17 protein-coding genes are annotated in these 14,172 nt (G+C 48.4%); 7 read left to right on the plus strand and 10 right to left on the minus strand.

Annotated elements, in window-relative coordinates; translation table 11 throughout:
* The first annotated feature begins 39 nt into the window (after window positions 1-39).
* Both prmB and aroC read left to right on the plus strand, forming a co-directional pair.
* Window positions 40-975: a 50S ribosomal protein L3 N(5)-glutamine methyltransferase gene (gene prmB / locus ELR70_RS11460; protein ID WP_054014070.1), complete on the plus strand. Its 936-nt coding sequence runs from the start codon at window positions 40-42 to the stop codon at window positions 973-975.
* A gap of 57 nt (window positions 976-1,032) precedes the next feature.
* Window positions 1,033-2,133, plus strand: coding sequence for a chorismate synthase (gene aroC / locus ELR70_RS11465; protein WP_054014069.1), 1,101 nt, complete (start codon window positions 1,033-1,035; stop codon window positions 2,131-2,133).
* A 56-nt stretch (window positions 2,134-2,189) separates the two neighbouring features.
* Here the strand turns inward: aroC and ELR70_RS11470 are convergent, their stop codons facing one another.
* The 8 genes from ELR70_RS11470 to ELR70_RS11505 all read right to left on the minus strand — a co-directional run bounded on the left by ELR70_RS11470 (window position 2,190) and on the right by ELR70_RS11505 (window position 10,009).
* The gene (locus ELR70_RS11470) at window positions 2,190-2,801 is read right to left on the minus strand and encodes a superoxide dismutase (RefSeq protein WP_054014068.1); all 612 of its coding nucleotides are present in this window, start codon (window positions 2,799-2,801) and stop codon (window positions 2,190-2,192) included.
* Between the two features lie 16 nt (window positions 2,802-2,817).
* On the minus strand, window positions 2,818-3,321 hold the full coding sequence (locus ELR70_RS11475) for a hypothetical protein (protein ID WP_054014067.1): 504 nt from the start codon (window positions 3,319-3,321) through the stop codon (window positions 2,818-2,820).
* Window positions 3,322-3,550: 229 nt separating this feature from the next.
* On the minus strand, window positions 3,551-4,405 hold the full coding sequence (yghU, locus tag ELR70_RS11480) for a glutathione-dependent disulfide-bond oxidoreductase (protein WP_054014066.1): 855 nt from the start codon (window positions 4,403-4,405) through the stop codon (window positions 3,551-3,553).
* Between the two features lie 145 nt (window positions 4,406-4,550).
* Window positions 4,551-7,121 carry an Ig-like domain-containing protein gene (locus tag ELR70_RS11485; protein ID WP_241566374.1) on the minus strand — a complete coding sequence of 857 codons (2,571 nt, stop codon included), beginning with the start codon at window positions 7,119-7,121 and terminating at the stop codon, window positions 4,551-4,553.
* 66 nt (window positions 7,122-7,187) lie between these two features.
* Window positions 7,188-8,027 carry a mechanosensitive ion channel domain-containing protein gene (locus ELR70_RS11490; protein ID WP_054014064.1) on the minus strand — a complete coding sequence of 280 codons (840 nt, stop codon included), beginning with the start codon at window positions 8,025-8,027 and terminating at the stop codon, window positions 7,188-7,190.
* Between the two features lie 75 nt (window positions 8,028-8,102).
* A complete protein-coding gene (locus ELR70_RS11495; RefSeq protein ID WP_054014063.1) occupies window positions 8,103-8,795 on the minus strand; it encodes an LrgB family protein in 693 nt (230 codons plus the stop codon).
* On the minus strand, window positions 8,788-9,144 hold the full coding sequence (locus tag ELR70_RS11500) for a CidA/LrgA family protein (protein WP_082353101.1): 357 nt from the start codon (window positions 9,142-9,144) through the stop codon (window positions 8,788-8,790). The genes ELR70_RS11495 and ELR70_RS11500 overlap by 8 nt, the downstream gene beginning before the upstream one ends.
* Window positions 9,145-9,214: 70 nt before the next feature.
* On the minus strand, window positions 9,215-10,009 hold the full coding sequence (locus tag ELR70_RS11505) for a crotonase/enoyl-CoA hydratase family protein (RefSeq protein WP_054014061.1): 795 nt from the start codon (window positions 10,007-10,009) through the stop codon (window positions 9,215-9,217).
* Window positions 10,010-10,235: 226 nt separating this feature from the next.
* On the opposite strand from ELR70_RS11505, the gene ELR70_RS11510 reads away from it, so the two are divergent.
* The 3 genes from ELR70_RS11510 to ELR70_RS11520 are packed head-to-tail and all read left to right on the plus strand — an operon-like array spanning window position 10,236 to window position 11,849.
* Window positions 10,236-10,553 (plus strand): DUF440 family protein, encoded by a 318-nt coding sequence (locus ELR70_RS11510; RefSeq protein WP_054014060.1) that lies wholly within the window; start codon window positions 10,236-10,238, stop codon window positions 10,551-10,553.
* A gap of 14 nt (window positions 10,554-10,567) precedes the next feature.
* A complete protein-coding gene (locus ELR70_RS11515; RefSeq protein WP_054014059.1) occupies window positions 10,568-11,395 on the plus strand; it encodes a DUF481 domain-containing protein in 828 nt (275 codons plus the stop codon).
* A gap of 49 nt (window positions 11,396-11,444) precedes the next feature.
* A complete protein-coding gene (locus ELR70_RS11520) occupies window positions 11,445-11,849 on the plus strand; it encodes a hypothetical protein (RefSeq protein ID WP_235577054.1) in 405 nt (134 codons plus the stop codon).
* 79 nt (window positions 11,850-11,928) lie between these two features.
* On the opposite strand, the gene ELR70_RS11525 is transcribed toward ELR70_RS11520, so the two are convergent.
* Both ELR70_RS11525 and ELR70_RS11530 read right to left on the minus strand, forming a co-directional pair.
* The gene (locus tag ELR70_RS11525; protein WP_054014057.1) at window positions 11,929-12,414 is read right to left on the minus strand and encodes a peptidylprolyl isomerase; all 486 of its coding nucleotides are present in this window, start codon (window positions 12,412-12,414) and stop codon (window positions 11,929-11,931) included.
* Between the two features lie 11 nt (window positions 12,415-12,425).
* Window positions 12,426-13,343, minus strand: a complete 918-nt coding sequence (locus ELR70_RS11530) for a folate-binding protein YgfZ (RefSeq protein ID WP_054014056.1) — start codon at window positions 13,341-13,343, stop codon at window positions 12,426-12,428.
* A 161-nt stretch (window positions 13,344-13,504) separates the two neighbouring features.
* On the opposite strand from ELR70_RS11530, the gene ELR70_RS11535 reads away from it, so the two are divergent.
* On the plus strand, window positions 13,505-13,756 hold the full coding sequence (locus ELR70_RS11535; RefSeq protein WP_046006778.1) for a succinate dehydrogenase assembly factor 2: 252 nt from the start codon (window positions 13,505-13,507) through the stop codon (window positions 13,754-13,756).
* Between the two features lie 40 nt (window positions 13,757-13,796).
* The gene (locus tag ELR70_RS11540) at window positions 13,797-14,153 is read left to right on the plus strand and encodes a protein YgfX (protein WP_321170894.1); all 357 of its coding nucleotides are present in this window, start codon (window positions 13,797-13,799) and stop codon (window positions 14,151-14,153) included.
* The last annotated feature ends 19 nt before the right edge of the window (window positions 14,154-14,172 follow it).

Below are 14,172 nucleotides of genomic sequence, written 5' to 3' on the forward strand. Positions count from 1 at the left end.
GTTACAATGCCGCCATGCAATTAGTAGTGAGAACAACTCATGAGTGACTCTGTTATTTCTCAGGCGATGGCTGAAGAAGCCTATCAGGATTTAGTAACCATTCAGGATTGGTTACGCTGGACGGCCAGTCAGTTTGCTGGCAATGGTGTGTTTTTTGGCCATGGTACCGACAACCCGTGGGATGAAGCGGTAAGTTTGGTATTACCTTTGCTCAATTTGCCCGTTGACGCGCCTAAAGAGCTCACCAGTGCACGGCTCACGCACAGCGAAAAAGTCAGGCTGGTAGAGTACCTTCGACTGCGTATCGATGAGCGGATCCCCGTTGCTTACCTGACAAATCAGGCGTGGTTTTCTGGGCTGCCTTTTTACGTCGACGAGCGCGTACTGGTGCCACGTTCGCCTTTTGCTGAACTGATCGAAGCTCAGTTCAGGCCCTGGCTTGCGTCGCCGGAAAAAGTCACTCGTATTTTGGACATGTGTACTGGCTCCGGGTGTATTGCAATTGCACTTGCAAAAGCATTTGAACAGGCTCAGGTTGACGCGGTGGACATTTCTTTTGATGCCTTGGCCGTTGCAGAAATAAACATCAATGATCATCAGGTTCAGGATCAGGTATTTGCCATTCAGTCCGATGTATTTAGTGGTGTGCCTGGTCAACAGTATGACCTGATTGTCGCAAACCCGCCTTATGTTGATGCCGAAGATATGGCCGACCTGCCTGAAGAGTTTCATCATGAACCAGAGTTGGGTCTGGCTTCTGGAGAAGATGGCCTGGATGTGACACGTACCTTGTTGCAAGAGGCGGCTGCACACCTTACCGAGGAAGGCCTGTTATTTGTCGAGGTGGGTAATTCTATGGTACATATGGAAGCGCTTTATCCCGGTGCGCCGTTTACCTGGCTGGAATTCGAACGCGGCGGACTGGGCGTGTTTGTGATCAGTAAAAAACAATTACTGGATTACTTCAACGACTAAGCGTTTTCCTGTGAGCAGGGAAGCGCAATGGTGTTTTTTTTGGAATGAGGAAAATCAATGGCAGGCAATAGCATAGGCCAACTATTCAGGGTAACGACCTTTGGAGAAAGCCACGGCGTCGCATTGGGCGGCGTTGTGGATGGTGTCCCGGCAGGGCTTGAGCTGGACGAAGCGGATTTACAGGTTGACCTGGACAGGCGCAAACCGGGGCAGAGCCGTTATACGACTCAACGCCGCGAGGGAGATGAAATCAAAATACTCTCAGGGGTGTTTGAAGGGAAAACAACCGGAACCAGTATTGGTTTGTTGATTGAGAATACCGATCAACGTTCTAAAGATTACAGTAAAATCAAAGATGTTTTCCGCCCTGGTCATGGTGACTATAGCTACTGGCATAAATATGGTCATCGTGATTATCGCGGTGGCGGACGTTCTTCTGCCAGAGAGACGGCGATCCGCGTCGCGGCGGGAGGCATTGCCAAAAAATACCTGAAGCAAGTGCATGGTGTTGAGATCCATGCCTGTCTTTCTCAATTAGGGCCAATTAAAGCTGAGCAATTTGACTGGCAGCAAGTTGAACAAAACCCGTTCTTTTTCCCTGATGTCTCTAAACTGGACGCGCTGGATGAATATATGCGTGACCTTAAAAAACAGGGGGACTCTGTGGGTGCGAAAGTGAAAGTGGTTGCAAAAGGCGTCCCTGTTGGTCTGGGCGAACCGGTTTTCGACAGGCTGGATGCGGAGCTTGCACATTCACTGATGAGTATCAATGCCGTAAAAGGCGTGGAGATTGGTGACGGGTTTGATGTGGTTGAGCAGAAGGGCTCTGAGCACCGTGATGAGCTAACCCCCGAGGGCTTTACCAGTAATCACGCTGGGGGGGTGCTGGCGGGTATATCAACCGGGCAGGATATCATTGCCTCCATCGCACTTAAGCCGACCTCAAGTATCACTATTGCGGGTCAGAGCATTAATACCCAGAATGAGTCGGTCGAAATGATCACTAAAGGCCGTCACGATCCTTGTGTTGGGATCCGCGCGATTCCTATTGCAGAAGCCATGATGGCAATCACCTTGATGGATCACCTGCTCAGGCAACGCGGGCAGAACCCGCATGTTGATTTGTCGCATGGGCCAATTGCGGCGCAAAAACCTTAACTGCGCCACCGGTAAAAAAGCCAGCGTTCTTACGTTGGCTTTTTTGTCTGTGTGATTTATTCAACGGCGGCGATAAAGCGGCGTTCCACTTCCTGCCAGTAGATCACCTTATAAAATGCTTCAATATACTCAGGTCTGCGGTTTTGATATTTCAGATAATAAGCGTGCTCCCAGACATCCAAGCCTAAAATGGGCGTCAGTCCGTCCATGAACGGACTGTCCTGATTCAGTGAACTGGTTACCTCCAGGCGCTTCTGATCGTTAACCACCAACCAGGCCCAGCCACTGCCAAAGCGGCTTACAGCGGCTTGTGTAAACTGGGCTTTAAAGGCCTCAAAGTCACCAAATGCATGGTTAATCGCGTCGGATAGCGTGCCCTGATGCAAGTGTCCGCCCTGTGGTGACATGATCTCCCAGAATAAAGAGTGGTTATTGTGGCCACCAACGTGGTCACGCACGGCGCCGCGCAATGCTTCGGGCAGATCGCGAATATGGGTGAGCAATTCGATACTTGTTTGATCCTCAAACTCGCTCCCTGCGAGTGCAGCATTGGCTTTGTTGACATACGTCTGGTGATGCAAGGTATGATGAATTTCCATCGTTTTACTATCGATATGCGGTTCGAGTGCCTCATAGGCATAAGGTAATGCAGGCAGAGTAAACGCCATACTTCTCTCCTTTTGGTTAATGAAAATGAGTCGTTGAATGTGGTGCATCCAGCACCTGAGTAGCCCAGCTAACCAAGGTGGTGTTTGCTTCATGGGAATTAATAAACCGTATTAGCTCCTCGCGTGTTCTCAGACTATGACGCATCGCAGTCATCGCTATCTGGGGATTAGCATGGTCGCAAAGCTGGGTGAGACAGAGGTGCACATTGATAAGCTGTTCACAAGCTTTGTGTGGTTCTGAGAGGGCGAGATAGCAGTCGGCCAGATTATGTGCAGCCACAACAAAAGCTGGACAGCAATGTGCTAATGCTTCTTCCTGAAGCTGGCTATCGTATTGATGAGTAAAATACTCGATTAAATTGCTGACCAGATAGAGGGCACTGTGATACTGATCTCTTGCTAAATAAAATGACTGGCTTTCAAAAGCGTGGTTGCCTTTGGTGATTGCTGTTTGCCATGGGGCGAGTGCATTTTCAAGCAAGCTGGTGGTGTCATTCAATACAGGATAAGATTGCAGCATTAAGGGCTCCTCGTCAGTAACATAGGGTACGGGCACAGGCATCGGTATCTAATCTATACATAAAAACACAAATAAAAATTATTGTCATTTATATTTGTGGGTTGTCACGTACTTTGAGGGGTTGCTCTTATCACATTGAGCGTGAGGTGTCGGAGCACTCGGAGAAAGGAATGGCAAGGCGATAAAAAGGCAAGGGAGCGGGACGCGCGCTTGCCCTGAAAGGACCTGTTTACTGATTCAGTACAGCGTCAATATCTGCTGCACTGTGGCGCTCGGGGAGTTGCTCCTGTGGTTCGCCAAAGGTCCGGTTGACTATCCTGCCACGTTGTACGGCCGGGCGAGATTCAATCTGTTTAGCCCAGCGTACCACATGCGTATACTGCTCAACCTGTAAAAATTCACCGGCATCATAGAGTTTGCCCAGGGCCAGATTGCCATACCAGGGCCAGATAGCCATATCGGCAATACTGTAGTGATCGCCTGCAACATATTGGTGGTGTGCCAGCCGTTTGTCTAATACATCCAGCTGGCGCTTGGCTTCCATAGCAAAGCGGTTGATGGGGTATTCTTGTTTGTCGTCCGCATAGGCGTAAAAGTGGCCAAACCCGCCTCCCAAAAATGGGGCTGAGCCTTGTGCCCAGAATAACCAGTTCAGGGTGTCTGTTCTTTGTACTCCAGAAGACGGGAGAAACTGACCAAACTTTTCGGCCAAATAAACGAGAATAGACGCAGATTCAAAGACATTGACCTTTGTTTCACCTGATTTATCGACCAGGGCAGGAATTTTAGAGTTTGGATTGACGGCAACAAAACCAGACGAGAATTGTTCAGCTTCTCCAATATTGATCAGGTGTGCATCGTATTCGGCTTCGGCTACCCCAAGGGCCAGCAATTCTTCCAGCAAAATAGTCACCTTTTGGCCGTTTGGTGTACCAAGCGAGTAAAGCTGCAAAGGGTGTGTGCCGACGGGCAGTGCCTGTTCATATCTGGCACCTGATTCAGGGCTATTAATATTGGCCCATTTATTATCGCTACTGGGCTGGTGTGTCCACACCTTAGGAGGCGTATAGGTGTTGTTACTCATGTGATCTCCTTGAATATAATGGGTGTTAACCGGATAACCCTCACCTTAGCGCTAATTCTGCTAATCTGCCAGCAGCAAAATGCCAAGAAAAACAACGAGAGAAGGGTAACGGGCAGGAGGTCGCCGTTACCCTGTGGTCAGGTGTTTATCGACCCTGATTCATTTCGGTGAGTTTGTTACCAACAGGTACTGAGAAGTTGTAGCCATCGAATTTATCCCAGTTGATAGACCAGGTCATAACACCCCCAAAAGCAGGGTAGTTATGACTGGGCACTATGGTACCGCATTGGGTGCCCTTGGTGAGGCAATCCAGCGCCGCGATGATATTGGCAATGGGAGCCTGACCAGAGTTGGCGGATTGCGGGCCGGATGGCAGGCCAATGGCAACTTGGTCATCCCTAAGCGGCATAAAGCGGCTACCATCGGCCAGGTCGAACCCTTCAATCAGCATTTTGGCGTGTGCGACCATCATATTGACTGAGCCTTCCGGTGCGCTGCCTGGCTCGTATGGGTTGGGCAGTCCACCATTGTTGTAGAGCTGCACATGCAGTAAGTCCAGCGTGTCTCTGAGTTCGTTGATCAATGGAATGTATGCGCCCCAAATGCCGGAGTAGGCTATCATACCGCCATGAACGTAAGGATGTTCCGGCGCCATGGTGAGCACCATATCACCACCGATATTCTGCTCTATCTGCTTAATTGCTCTGGGCAGGCGGGCTTGTATTTGTGAGCCATGCAACAAATTAGAGCCACTTTCCAGGTCAATATCCAGACCATCAAATCCCCACTCCTGAATGATTGCAGTAAGAGTGCTTACAAAATTTGCTTCATCAGCATCTGTGTTCAGCGTAATGGTGCCTTCAGCGCCACCCAGGCTGAGCACAAAAATTTTGCCCTGGGCCTGTAGTGCCTGCATATCGGTTTTGAATTTAGCGGGATCGATGGGTGGGCAGTTAGAGCGAATGTCCTTTTCAAAGGGCTTGAAGTGAACCGTACCATTAGAGGAACGATCGTTTTCTGCAAAGGCAATGTCAATGATGTCCCAGGCGTCGGAGATCTGATCCAATGGAATAGGGCAGCCAGCCGGATTTACAAAGTTGTGCCAGTAGCCTATGAGTTTATGGGTTTTGCCAACCGGTGGCGTAATGACAGTGACAGTAGCGGCCGGGCTGCTTGCTGTATCTCCCGATGTGCTGGTCGCGGTTGCATAGATGCTGTGTTGTCCAACTGTTGCTGGCGCGTAGTTAAACTCATAAGGTGCCTGGGTATCACTGCCAACTTTTACCCCGTTGGCATAAAAATCGACTATCGAGATCTGACCGCTGAGCGCCTGAGCATTGGCTTTGATGGTGATTGTATTACCCAGTACATATTGAGTTCCCGCAGTTGGGGCGGTTAAATCAACGACCAGTGGCTGATCGGTAACCGTGACCTGGATAGTTTGTTGGCTCTGATTGCTCTCGTTATCGATTGCAACGGCACTGAGAGTAACGGGCCCGGTGTTGCCTGGGGTCCACTCAACAGTCAGTGTATTTTGTACGGTGCTGCCAAGTAAGGTTTGATCAGCAAATAATTCTAATTGCGAGATAGTCCCATCGGCATCGGAGGCACTGACAGCAATCTGTGTAGGCTGGTTACGCAGTAAAGTGGCATTATCGTTAGGCTGAGTAAAGCTAATTTCGGGCGCGATCGCGCAGATCCCCAAATCGCTCCAGGCGTCCTGCCAGTGTTGACCTGTGCCGGGCTCGTAGGCCCATGCCGCACTGGAACTGCACCAGCCAGCGATGTCGCAGCGATATTTGCGATTATTGTGTGCTACCAGCTCACCACTTTGATAGCTTTGACCGGCTCGATAAGTGCTCAGACCTGCGCAGCCACCTGAGCTTGCAGCGCTCACCTCAATGGTCACACTGGCTTCAGCGGTTGCGCCTTTGTCGTCTTGTGCAATGACTCTGAGCTGTTTGTTGCCGGGACTCACGGTCACAAAATCATGGCGAAAAGGTGGGCTACTGAGTGTTGTCAGACGCTGAGCATCTCGCCACATTTCGACCTGCACAACCTGGCCATCAGTGTCAGTGGCCTGCACAGCAAGGCTAACGGTATCGCCAACTTTAAATGTTTGGTTATTTGTCGGTGTATCAATGGTGAGAGCGGGTGGTACATTGCCGTTGTCATCTCGCACCGTAATGCCTGCTGTTGCAGGTGTACTGAGGTTTCCTTTAGCGTCTACTGCCACTGCGCTCACTGTGTGCATGCCCAGCTGTGCAAACCAGGTAAGCTGATAAGGAGGCTGGCTGAGTATACCGACGCTGATGTCGTTGACAAAAAACTCAACCTGGGCGAGATCGCCATCCTGATCACTGGCATTTGCAGCAAAAACAGCGCTGTCATTTTTGTTCAACACAGCACCATCCTGGGGGCTTACCAGGGTAACCACGGGGGCGTTGCCGCTGATGCACTGGCCAAGTTGTCGCCATACGTCAAAGGTATCGGAATTATTCGCGGGTCGCTCATTTTGATTGAACCATTTTGCCTCATAAGCTTGAGCCTGAGCACGCACCTGATCCCCTTTGCGGTACACCGTTGAACTGGACCATTCGGCGAGCGCGCTGCAGTCATAGTTGGCGGTATCGGCCTGAGCCCAGCTGTGTACTGCAATGAGTTGCAGGCCTGCGGCACAGCATAGCCTTACTAATTTTTTGTGTTCATAAATCACTCCGTTTTACATGTTGTATGTTTTGTAAACAAAACATTGACAGCATAGAGTGAAAAACAACCAGGATCAATCGGCAGAAGCAGGCTTTTCTTTTAGCGTGACAACCCGCTGCGGGAACGGAATTTCTATGTCAGCAGCCTGGATCGCGGCATAAATGGCGCCATTGATGGCTAGTTTATGTTCGATTATCTGTGTCGTGGGCACCCAGTAGCGGTAGCTAATGATAACGGCACTGTCGCCAAACGCTTCTATGCCAACCTGAGCTTGTGGGGTGTCGGCCACGGCGTCATTATCTGACAAAATCTCATTGATGATGGCGATGGCTCTGTCTGCGCTGGCACTATAAGCGATGCCTATTTCTCCTTTGACCAGGGAGTGAGCAAAGGAGTTTTGCATTATTTCACCAATAATATGTTTATTGGGAATGGTGATCTCGACCTTTTCTTCATTGATCAGGATTGTGTGGCCTAGCTCGATACTTTTAACCTGGCCGCAAACCCCTTTGACGGCAATGGTGTCACCCACTACAAACGGACGGGTGGCAATAATTGCTAATCCAGAACCATAGTTAGATAACATACCCTGAACGGCCAGGCCGGCACCGAGTGAGGCAGCACCAATTGCAGCAACAAACGGGGTAACACTGATGCCAATTTTACCCAGCGCAATGATAGTGAACATCATAATAATCAGGACTTTGACCACATTGCTGACAAAGTTTGTCAGGGTTACGTCGATATTGTGTCTGAGCATCAGGTTCTCTGTGCCTTTAGCCACTTTCTTAGCAAGCCATAATCCAAGGATCAGGATCACCAAGGCACCTAACAATTGCATACTATAAGTCACCAGGTAATTCCTGATCAGCACGTAGTAGTGTTCGATCTGTGCTATTTCTTGTTCTATCATGCTGTGCTCCTGCATTGCTGAAACGGGGCGGGCATTTCAGCTTATTTTTTGATGATTGATATTATTTTTCTCAGTTTAGCTGATTATGCCTTGTAACAGTGTAAAAAGCATTGGCACCCAGCTCGCGGTGATGACTGCACTGATAATCATCGCGGCAGATGCAAAGGCTCCTGCTGCCGGGTGATGTTCCATGGCTGCGGCGGTACCAATTGCATGGCAGGCCACACCCAGTGCTATGCCTTTGGACTGAGGCTTGGTTACACCTGCAAGGGTAAGCAACGACAAGCCGAATACGCCCCCCAGTACACCAATCAGGATCACCATGATGGCGGCTATTCCGGGCAGTCCTGCGAGTGAATCGGTTACGATAAGCGTGATAGGTGTGGTCACAGACAGGGCCATCAAAGACGCAGTGAGTGTACTGGGGGCGCTAAACAACTGACAAAGCCAAAAGGCAATCAATGTTGCGCAGGTGATCCCAATGAAGCTACTGAGACTGATGAGTAACAGGTATGGTCGTATGGCGTGCAGTTGTTGATAAAGGGGCAGGGCAAGTGCAACGACCGCAACTTCAAGAAATAAGCTGATAGGCTGTGTGGCATTACGGTAGTCAATGTAGTCAATATCGCTAATTAGCAGCGTCGTGCTGATAATTATAATGCATAACAACACGGGATTAAGCAGGGGCGAATGCCACCTTTGGTTTACCCGTCGCATAAAGGCAAATAACACCAGGGTGAAGGTGCAACCCACCAGTAGATTAATCATGATACCTGCCCAGATTTGCCAGTTTACCTGTCAGTACGAGACCCAATACGGGTACCAAAATCAGAACGCTCATCAACAGCCAGGCATTATGGCTAAACACCTCTAAATAGCTGACTAACCCGACTCCAGCAGGGATGAAAAATAACGCCATGTATTTTAATATCGGACCACAAGAAGGAAGTAAATGTTTACTATTAATTATACCCGATTGCAGTAAGCCAAATAACATCAACATGCCCAGCAGGGGAGCTGGCAAGCTCAAAGCTAAGGCCGCAGTGATTAGCCTGGCAGCCCAGAGGCACCCGATTAGAATGCTAAGGGATGCGATAAATCGCAAAGTTATCATCATAATGGACACTCAAGTGATCAAATCTGATGTTATTCTCGGTGGCTAATGGATTGCTTACAATGAGACCTTCTTACCATTTTTTCCGTGGCTTAAAAGGCTTAGGTTGCTCCGTATGGCGACCATTGTGCATAGCCACTCGAGTGTTTTTTGACAACAACAGTTTGATCTGAAACCAGGTCTCCTGCCACAGCAGCTTTCTGCGCTGGGGGTGATAGGCAGTGTTATATAAATGCTTGACGGCAGCCAGGGCATCCGGAGAAATAGCGGTTACCCGGGTGAGGCGTTCTTGAATGGCAAACAAAGGGTCGTCGCTGACTTGTGTGATTAACCCCAACTCGCGGGCTTGCTTGGCATCAATGCGTTGTGGGTTAGAAGCCAGCCAAAGCGCCTGATCATGATTTAATATACCCGGCAGCAGTATGCTAGTACTCATATCAGGACACAGTCCCCAGCGTGATTCCATAATGGCAAATTGGGCATCTGGCGCTGCAATGCGATAGTCTGCTCCGAGCGCGATATGTAAGCCCCCTCCCAGACAATTTCCCCGTACCAGGGCAAACACAGGAACAGGTAATGTGCGCCAGCCCAGTGCGACCCGCTGTACGAGATTGGCATTGCCTGGTAACCATTTAAATAACAGCGATACAATGTTAGCTGGCTTTTTCATGACTGCACCTACATCCAGCCCAGAACAAAAATGCGGCCCCTGACCTTGCAGCACAACAGCACGTAGCTGGCGATTGCGTTTGAGCTTGTGGATGATGTTATCCAACTGTTTAAACATGTCGTAGGATAAAGCATTTTGCTTTTCGGGCCTGTCGAGGGTAACCCAGGCGATACCATCAATTGTCTCTAACTGGACCATGTGTTTTTCCTTCTTTGGCACATCATTATTATTCTGATAGTTTGCAGGGCAAGCATAGAGTAATTACTTTAATGGTGCCAGTGGTAATTAGCGCACAAACTGGATGGCAAATTTACTATTTTCATGTAACTGAGCGGTATTTTTGTTAAAACTAACTAAAAGCCGTAGCATTGCAAATTTGCTATTTGCTACTATACCACTCAATTTTGACAGACGAGGTGATGTAATGTCTGCACGTTTAAGTTCCATCGAAGAAGTGAGCCAGCAGGCCTATGATATTTTCTTAGAGCTTGCCCCTGACAATCTTACCATTGAGGACATTGAGCTATTCAATGCCCACAGCGAAGAGCTGGGATACATTGAAGACAGCGTTCCAGACGAGAGCTGGGCTTCGCTGGTTGCCTATGAACAGGAGACCGAAGCGGAATATTTTGTTCAGGTGACCATAGGTTTGGAAACAGAGCAAGGTGACCTGATGTTTGCCAAAGTTCTGATCAGCCGTGATTTAGATGCCCCGTTTTGCCACATAATTTGGAAGCAGTAAGAGAAATCAGCTCAGTGAAGTACACCGTTTTTTTCCTATACTGCGCAGGACTCTTGTTCAGCGTGAAAGCACTTGCTGTTGATCCATTCGAAGATTTTCATGAATATGGTGAGCTGTCAGATGAAGAGATCCATGCTCTTCACGAGGGTGAATTTTTATATGGTGATGTGGAATTTGGTGTGTTGCTCAATCGCGGTAATACCAGTAATACCGCGTTTAAACTTAAAAGCAATCTGTATCAGGACTTTAAATACTGGCGGAACCAGTTTAAATTCGACGGCGCTTACCGCCGTGAAGTTGACCCGGATACCAACATTGAAGACGAAACGGCTTCTCGCTACTTCCTGTCAGCGCAGGGCAACTATAAAATAGGACAGAAGAACACCTCCCTATTTGTCTACGGAGATTACGAGGTCGACAAATTCAATGGTCGGGAATACACCACAACGTTTGTTGTTGGTTACGGTAATCGCATATTTGAGGGACGAAAGAACACCGTAGATGTGGATATCGGGCCAGGATTGTCTATGTACCGACGTGAAGACGAGACTGAGCTGGAGCTGGGTCAAGAACGGGTTGAAAGAGGCCACTTGTTGCGTGCTGCATTACAATGGGAACGAACTGTATCTAAGCGTACCCGTTTTAATCAGGATGTCAGCTACGAAAGATCACTGTCAGGCCTCGGTGCGCGCATTCTATCTGAAACGGCACTGATTAGTCAGGTAATGGGCGGGGTGTCCATGAAGGTGGCCTATACCTATCGATATCACTCTCAACCAGAAGAAGACAAAGAGAAAGTGGATAGCGAGATTGGTGTCACACTGGTTTATAGCTTTAATTAAGGTGTTTTAGCAGATGTACAAAAAGACCCAATGGTCCTGGATAATTTGGATGTTTCTTACGTGGTTTGCCACTTTTGTTGCACTCGCCATATTTTTATTGGGCCACAATGCACTGTTGTATGGTTTCATCGGCATACTGGTCCTGATCGGCTACTTGTTCTATGGGTTAACGCTTGAAGTTGATAAAGATAAGCGAACGGTAAGCTGGTGGTTTGGTCCTGGGGTATTGAAAAAAACAGTCAAGGTGGACGAGCTACAATCATATTGTGCTGTAACCAATTCGTTTCGTCACGGCATCGGTGTCAAGATCACCCACGATGGTTGGGTTTACGCTGCACATGGTTTTAAAGCCATTGAATTCGAACTGGACGATGGCTCTAAATATCGCATAGGTACAAACGATCAAAGTGGCGTATTGGCTGCCATTGAAGAAATTGAAAAAAGCGCCAAATAGGCGCTTTTTTGTAAGCTTATATCAATTTACTTAATATAAGTGTTCCTTCAAATTGAACACGCGTTAAGCTCAGTAGATATTAATGCTGGTGGCCGCAGCCGCCCTCACTGTGAACATGGCCATGGGCCAGTTCTTCTGATGTCGCTTCACGCACTTCCAGAATTTCCACATCAAAGTTCAGTGTGATACCTGCAAGGGGGTGGTTACCATCAACGATGACGTCTTCACCTTCAATACCAATCACAATGACCGTTTGCTCGCCTTCGTCTGTGGTAGCACGAAACTGCATACCTACTTCAACTTCCATATCCTCAAACATGCTTTTTGGTACCGCTTGCATCAGGTTATCGTGGCGTTCGCCGTAGCCATTTTGTGGCTCAACGGTAACGCTGAATTTGTCACCCGCTTGTTTATTGATAAGGGCATCTTCCAGACCCGAGATTAAGTAACCCGTACCGATGATAAACTCGAGTGGTTCATCATCGAAGGTGTTGTCTATGCTATTGTCATCGTTGTCCAGCACCGCATAATGCATTTTTACAACGGTATTTGGGGCAATTTTCATAATCTATCCGCTTAATTGTCTTCTAAAGAGTAAGGAAGTGGCAGCAGTGTCAGCTGCACTTCCGGGTGCGTTTTAGCACGCAAAACTGATGATTCAGTTAAATCATTAGCCATCACTGCCAGCGCATAATAGTCCTGGCTTACACTGTCGTAGGCCTGATGAAGCACTTTGCCTGCACGGCGCCAGTTTTCTCCGTCCAATTGTATTTCTAGCTCAGACTCTTGTGGGTGAGCTTCAGCCTGACCTTTGACAATGTACAAAGCACGTTTGTTTTTGCCCAAATAACGCATCCGGGCGACTGTCTCCTGCCCAGTATAGCAGCCTTTTTTGAAGCTGATTGCGCCCAGTGCCTGGAGGTTAACCATTTGCGGTACATACTCATCAATACTGGCTTCGCTCAGTTGAGGCTCACCGGCCAGAATTGAAGCAGCCTCAAATGGAGTTGGATCTGTGTGCAGGGCAACACCTTGTGGCAACGCATAGCCGTGCTCAACGATCAGGATTAAACGCCGGTCGTCCAGTTTCAACGCCTTATTTTTACCATCAAACGTACAAGCATTAGCGTGTTGCGCAAACGTTAGCCCTAGCAGCTCACAGGTTTCGGTCATCTCATCAGTTAACACGCCAATGACTTGATGGTGCGTAATATCAATATCAACTTTCGCGAACACACCGTATTTTTTAAGCTCCCGGCAGGATGCTTCGGTTTCCGCTTTTGAACCCAACAGCAGATATTGGTCATCTAACTGACTCAGCCTGAGTGTCGCCCATAATTTGCCTTTAGGACTACAGTGCCCGGCCCACAGGAAGTTGTCATCCGTCAGCAGATTGAGATCCTGGGTGACCTGACCGTGCAGGTAGCTCAACTTTTCGGCGCCGCTCACAGAGATCAATTGTAGAGAAAGAGGATATGCATTTGCTTGTGCCATCTTATTGATCCTTGTTGAAGAAATTACCTAATGTTACCGTAAATATCGCATCCGAGATAGGCGAGATAGACACGATTATTGTTTATTCGAACAGTTAACGGGCACCTCAGGATACGTTATAATTGCCGTGACATAATAAAATTTAGGGGTATGTGGAAATTATGGCTGAGTTGTATTCAAAGGCCCGCACAAAATGGGCATGTCGCCGTGGCATGCTGGAGCTGGATATTTTGCTGGAGCCTTTTGTTGATGAGGCGTATGACCAGCTGTCTGAACAGGATAAGCTGGTTTTTCAACGGTTATTGGAAGTTGAAGACCCCGACTTGTTCGCCTGGTTTATGGGTCATGAAGCGTGTCCGTATCCCGAGCTGGATGCTATGGTGAAATTCGTTCTTGACCGAGTCCGCGCTTAGCTTTTATTTCGAACATAATACACCTGACCACAAAGTCTCAGTGGTCTTTTTTTGCTGTTTGGCGCTGGCATTGATTGTAATCGTGCCAACACTGTGGTGGTGGCATATCGGAACTTGCTTGTTCGGGTATGCCCTCGCCAGACAACGTACACACCAATATTTCATTGTAACCGGCCACTTAGGGTTGTTACCGGAGCACATGACAGTGATAGTGTCTGGACGCCAGTATCAATGGCAAGGGCAGCTAACAGCTGCGCAAGTCTATTTTCATTGCGTGCTATTATTAACCGTCAAGACTGAGCAACGAACCCGGCATATTGGTATTATGCGCCATGCAATGAAGGAAGAGCAATGGCGACACTTGTGCCGCCATGTATTTGAGATGACCGAGTCATAAGCGTAAGGCGATATCCTCA

Source organism: Pseudoalteromonas sp. R3 (assembly GCF_004014715.1).
GTDB lineage: Bacteria > Pseudomonadota > Gammaproteobacteria > Enterobacterales > Alteromonadaceae > Pseudoalteromonas.

Excerpts from the sequence above, each read along its gene's own strand:
- ELR70_RS11530 (WP_054014056.1), bottom strand. The coding sequence starts at position 13,343 with ATGGCACAAGCAAATGCATATCCTCTTTCTCTACAATTGATCTCTGTG.
- prmB (WP_054014070.1), top strand. The coding sequence starts at position 40 with ATGAGTGACTCTGTTATTTCTCAGGCGATGGCTGAAGAAGCCTATCAG.
- ELR70_RS11475 (WP_054014067.1), bottom strand. The coding sequence starts at position 3,321 with ATGCTGCAATCTTATCCTGTATTGAATGACACCACCAGCTTGCTTGAA.
- ELR70_RS11490 (WP_054014064.1), bottom strand. The coding sequence starts at position 8,027 with ATGATAGAACAAGAAATAGCACAGATCGAACACTACTACGTGCTGATC.
- ELR70_RS11505 (WP_054014061.1), bottom strand. The coding sequence starts at position 10,009 with ATGGTCCAGTTAGAGACAATTGATGGTATCGCCTGGGTTACCCTCGAC.
- aroC (WP_054014069.1), top strand. The coding sequence starts at position 1,033 with ATGGCAGGCAATAGCATAGGCCAACTATTCAGGGTAACGACCTTTGGA.
- yghU (WP_054014066.1), bottom strand. The coding sequence starts at position 4,405 with ATGAGTAACAACACCTATACGCCTCCTAAGGTGTGGACACACCAGCCC.
- ELR70_RS11525 (WP_054014057.1), bottom strand. The coding sequence starts at position 12,414 with ATGAAAATTGCCCCAAATACCGTTGTAAAAATGCATTATGCGGTGCTG.
- ELR70_RS11520 (WP_235577054.1), top strand. The coding sequence starts at position 11,445 with ATGTTTCTTACGTGGTTTGCCACTTTTGTTGCACTCGCCATATTTTTA.
- ELR70_RS11510 (WP_054014060.1), top strand. The coding sequence starts at position 10,236 with ATGTCTGCACGTTTAAGTTCCATCGAAGAAGTGAGCCAGCAGGCCTAT.
- ELR70_RS11535 (WP_046006778.1), top strand. The coding sequence starts at position 13,505 with ATGGCTGAGTTGTATTCAAAGGCCCGCACAAAATGGGCATGTCGCCGT.
- ELR70_RS11500 (WP_082353101.1), bottom strand. The coding sequence starts at position 9,144 with ATGATGATAACTTTGCGATTTATCGCATCCCTTAGCATTCTAATCGGG.
- ELR70_RS11495 (WP_054014063.1), bottom strand. The coding sequence starts at position 8,795 with ATGATTAATCTACTGGTGGGTTGCACCTTCACCCTGGTGTTATTTGCC.
- ELR70_RS11470 (WP_054014068.1), bottom strand. The coding sequence starts at position 2,801 with ATGGCGTTTACTCTGCCTGCATTACCTTATGCCTATGAGGCACTCGAA.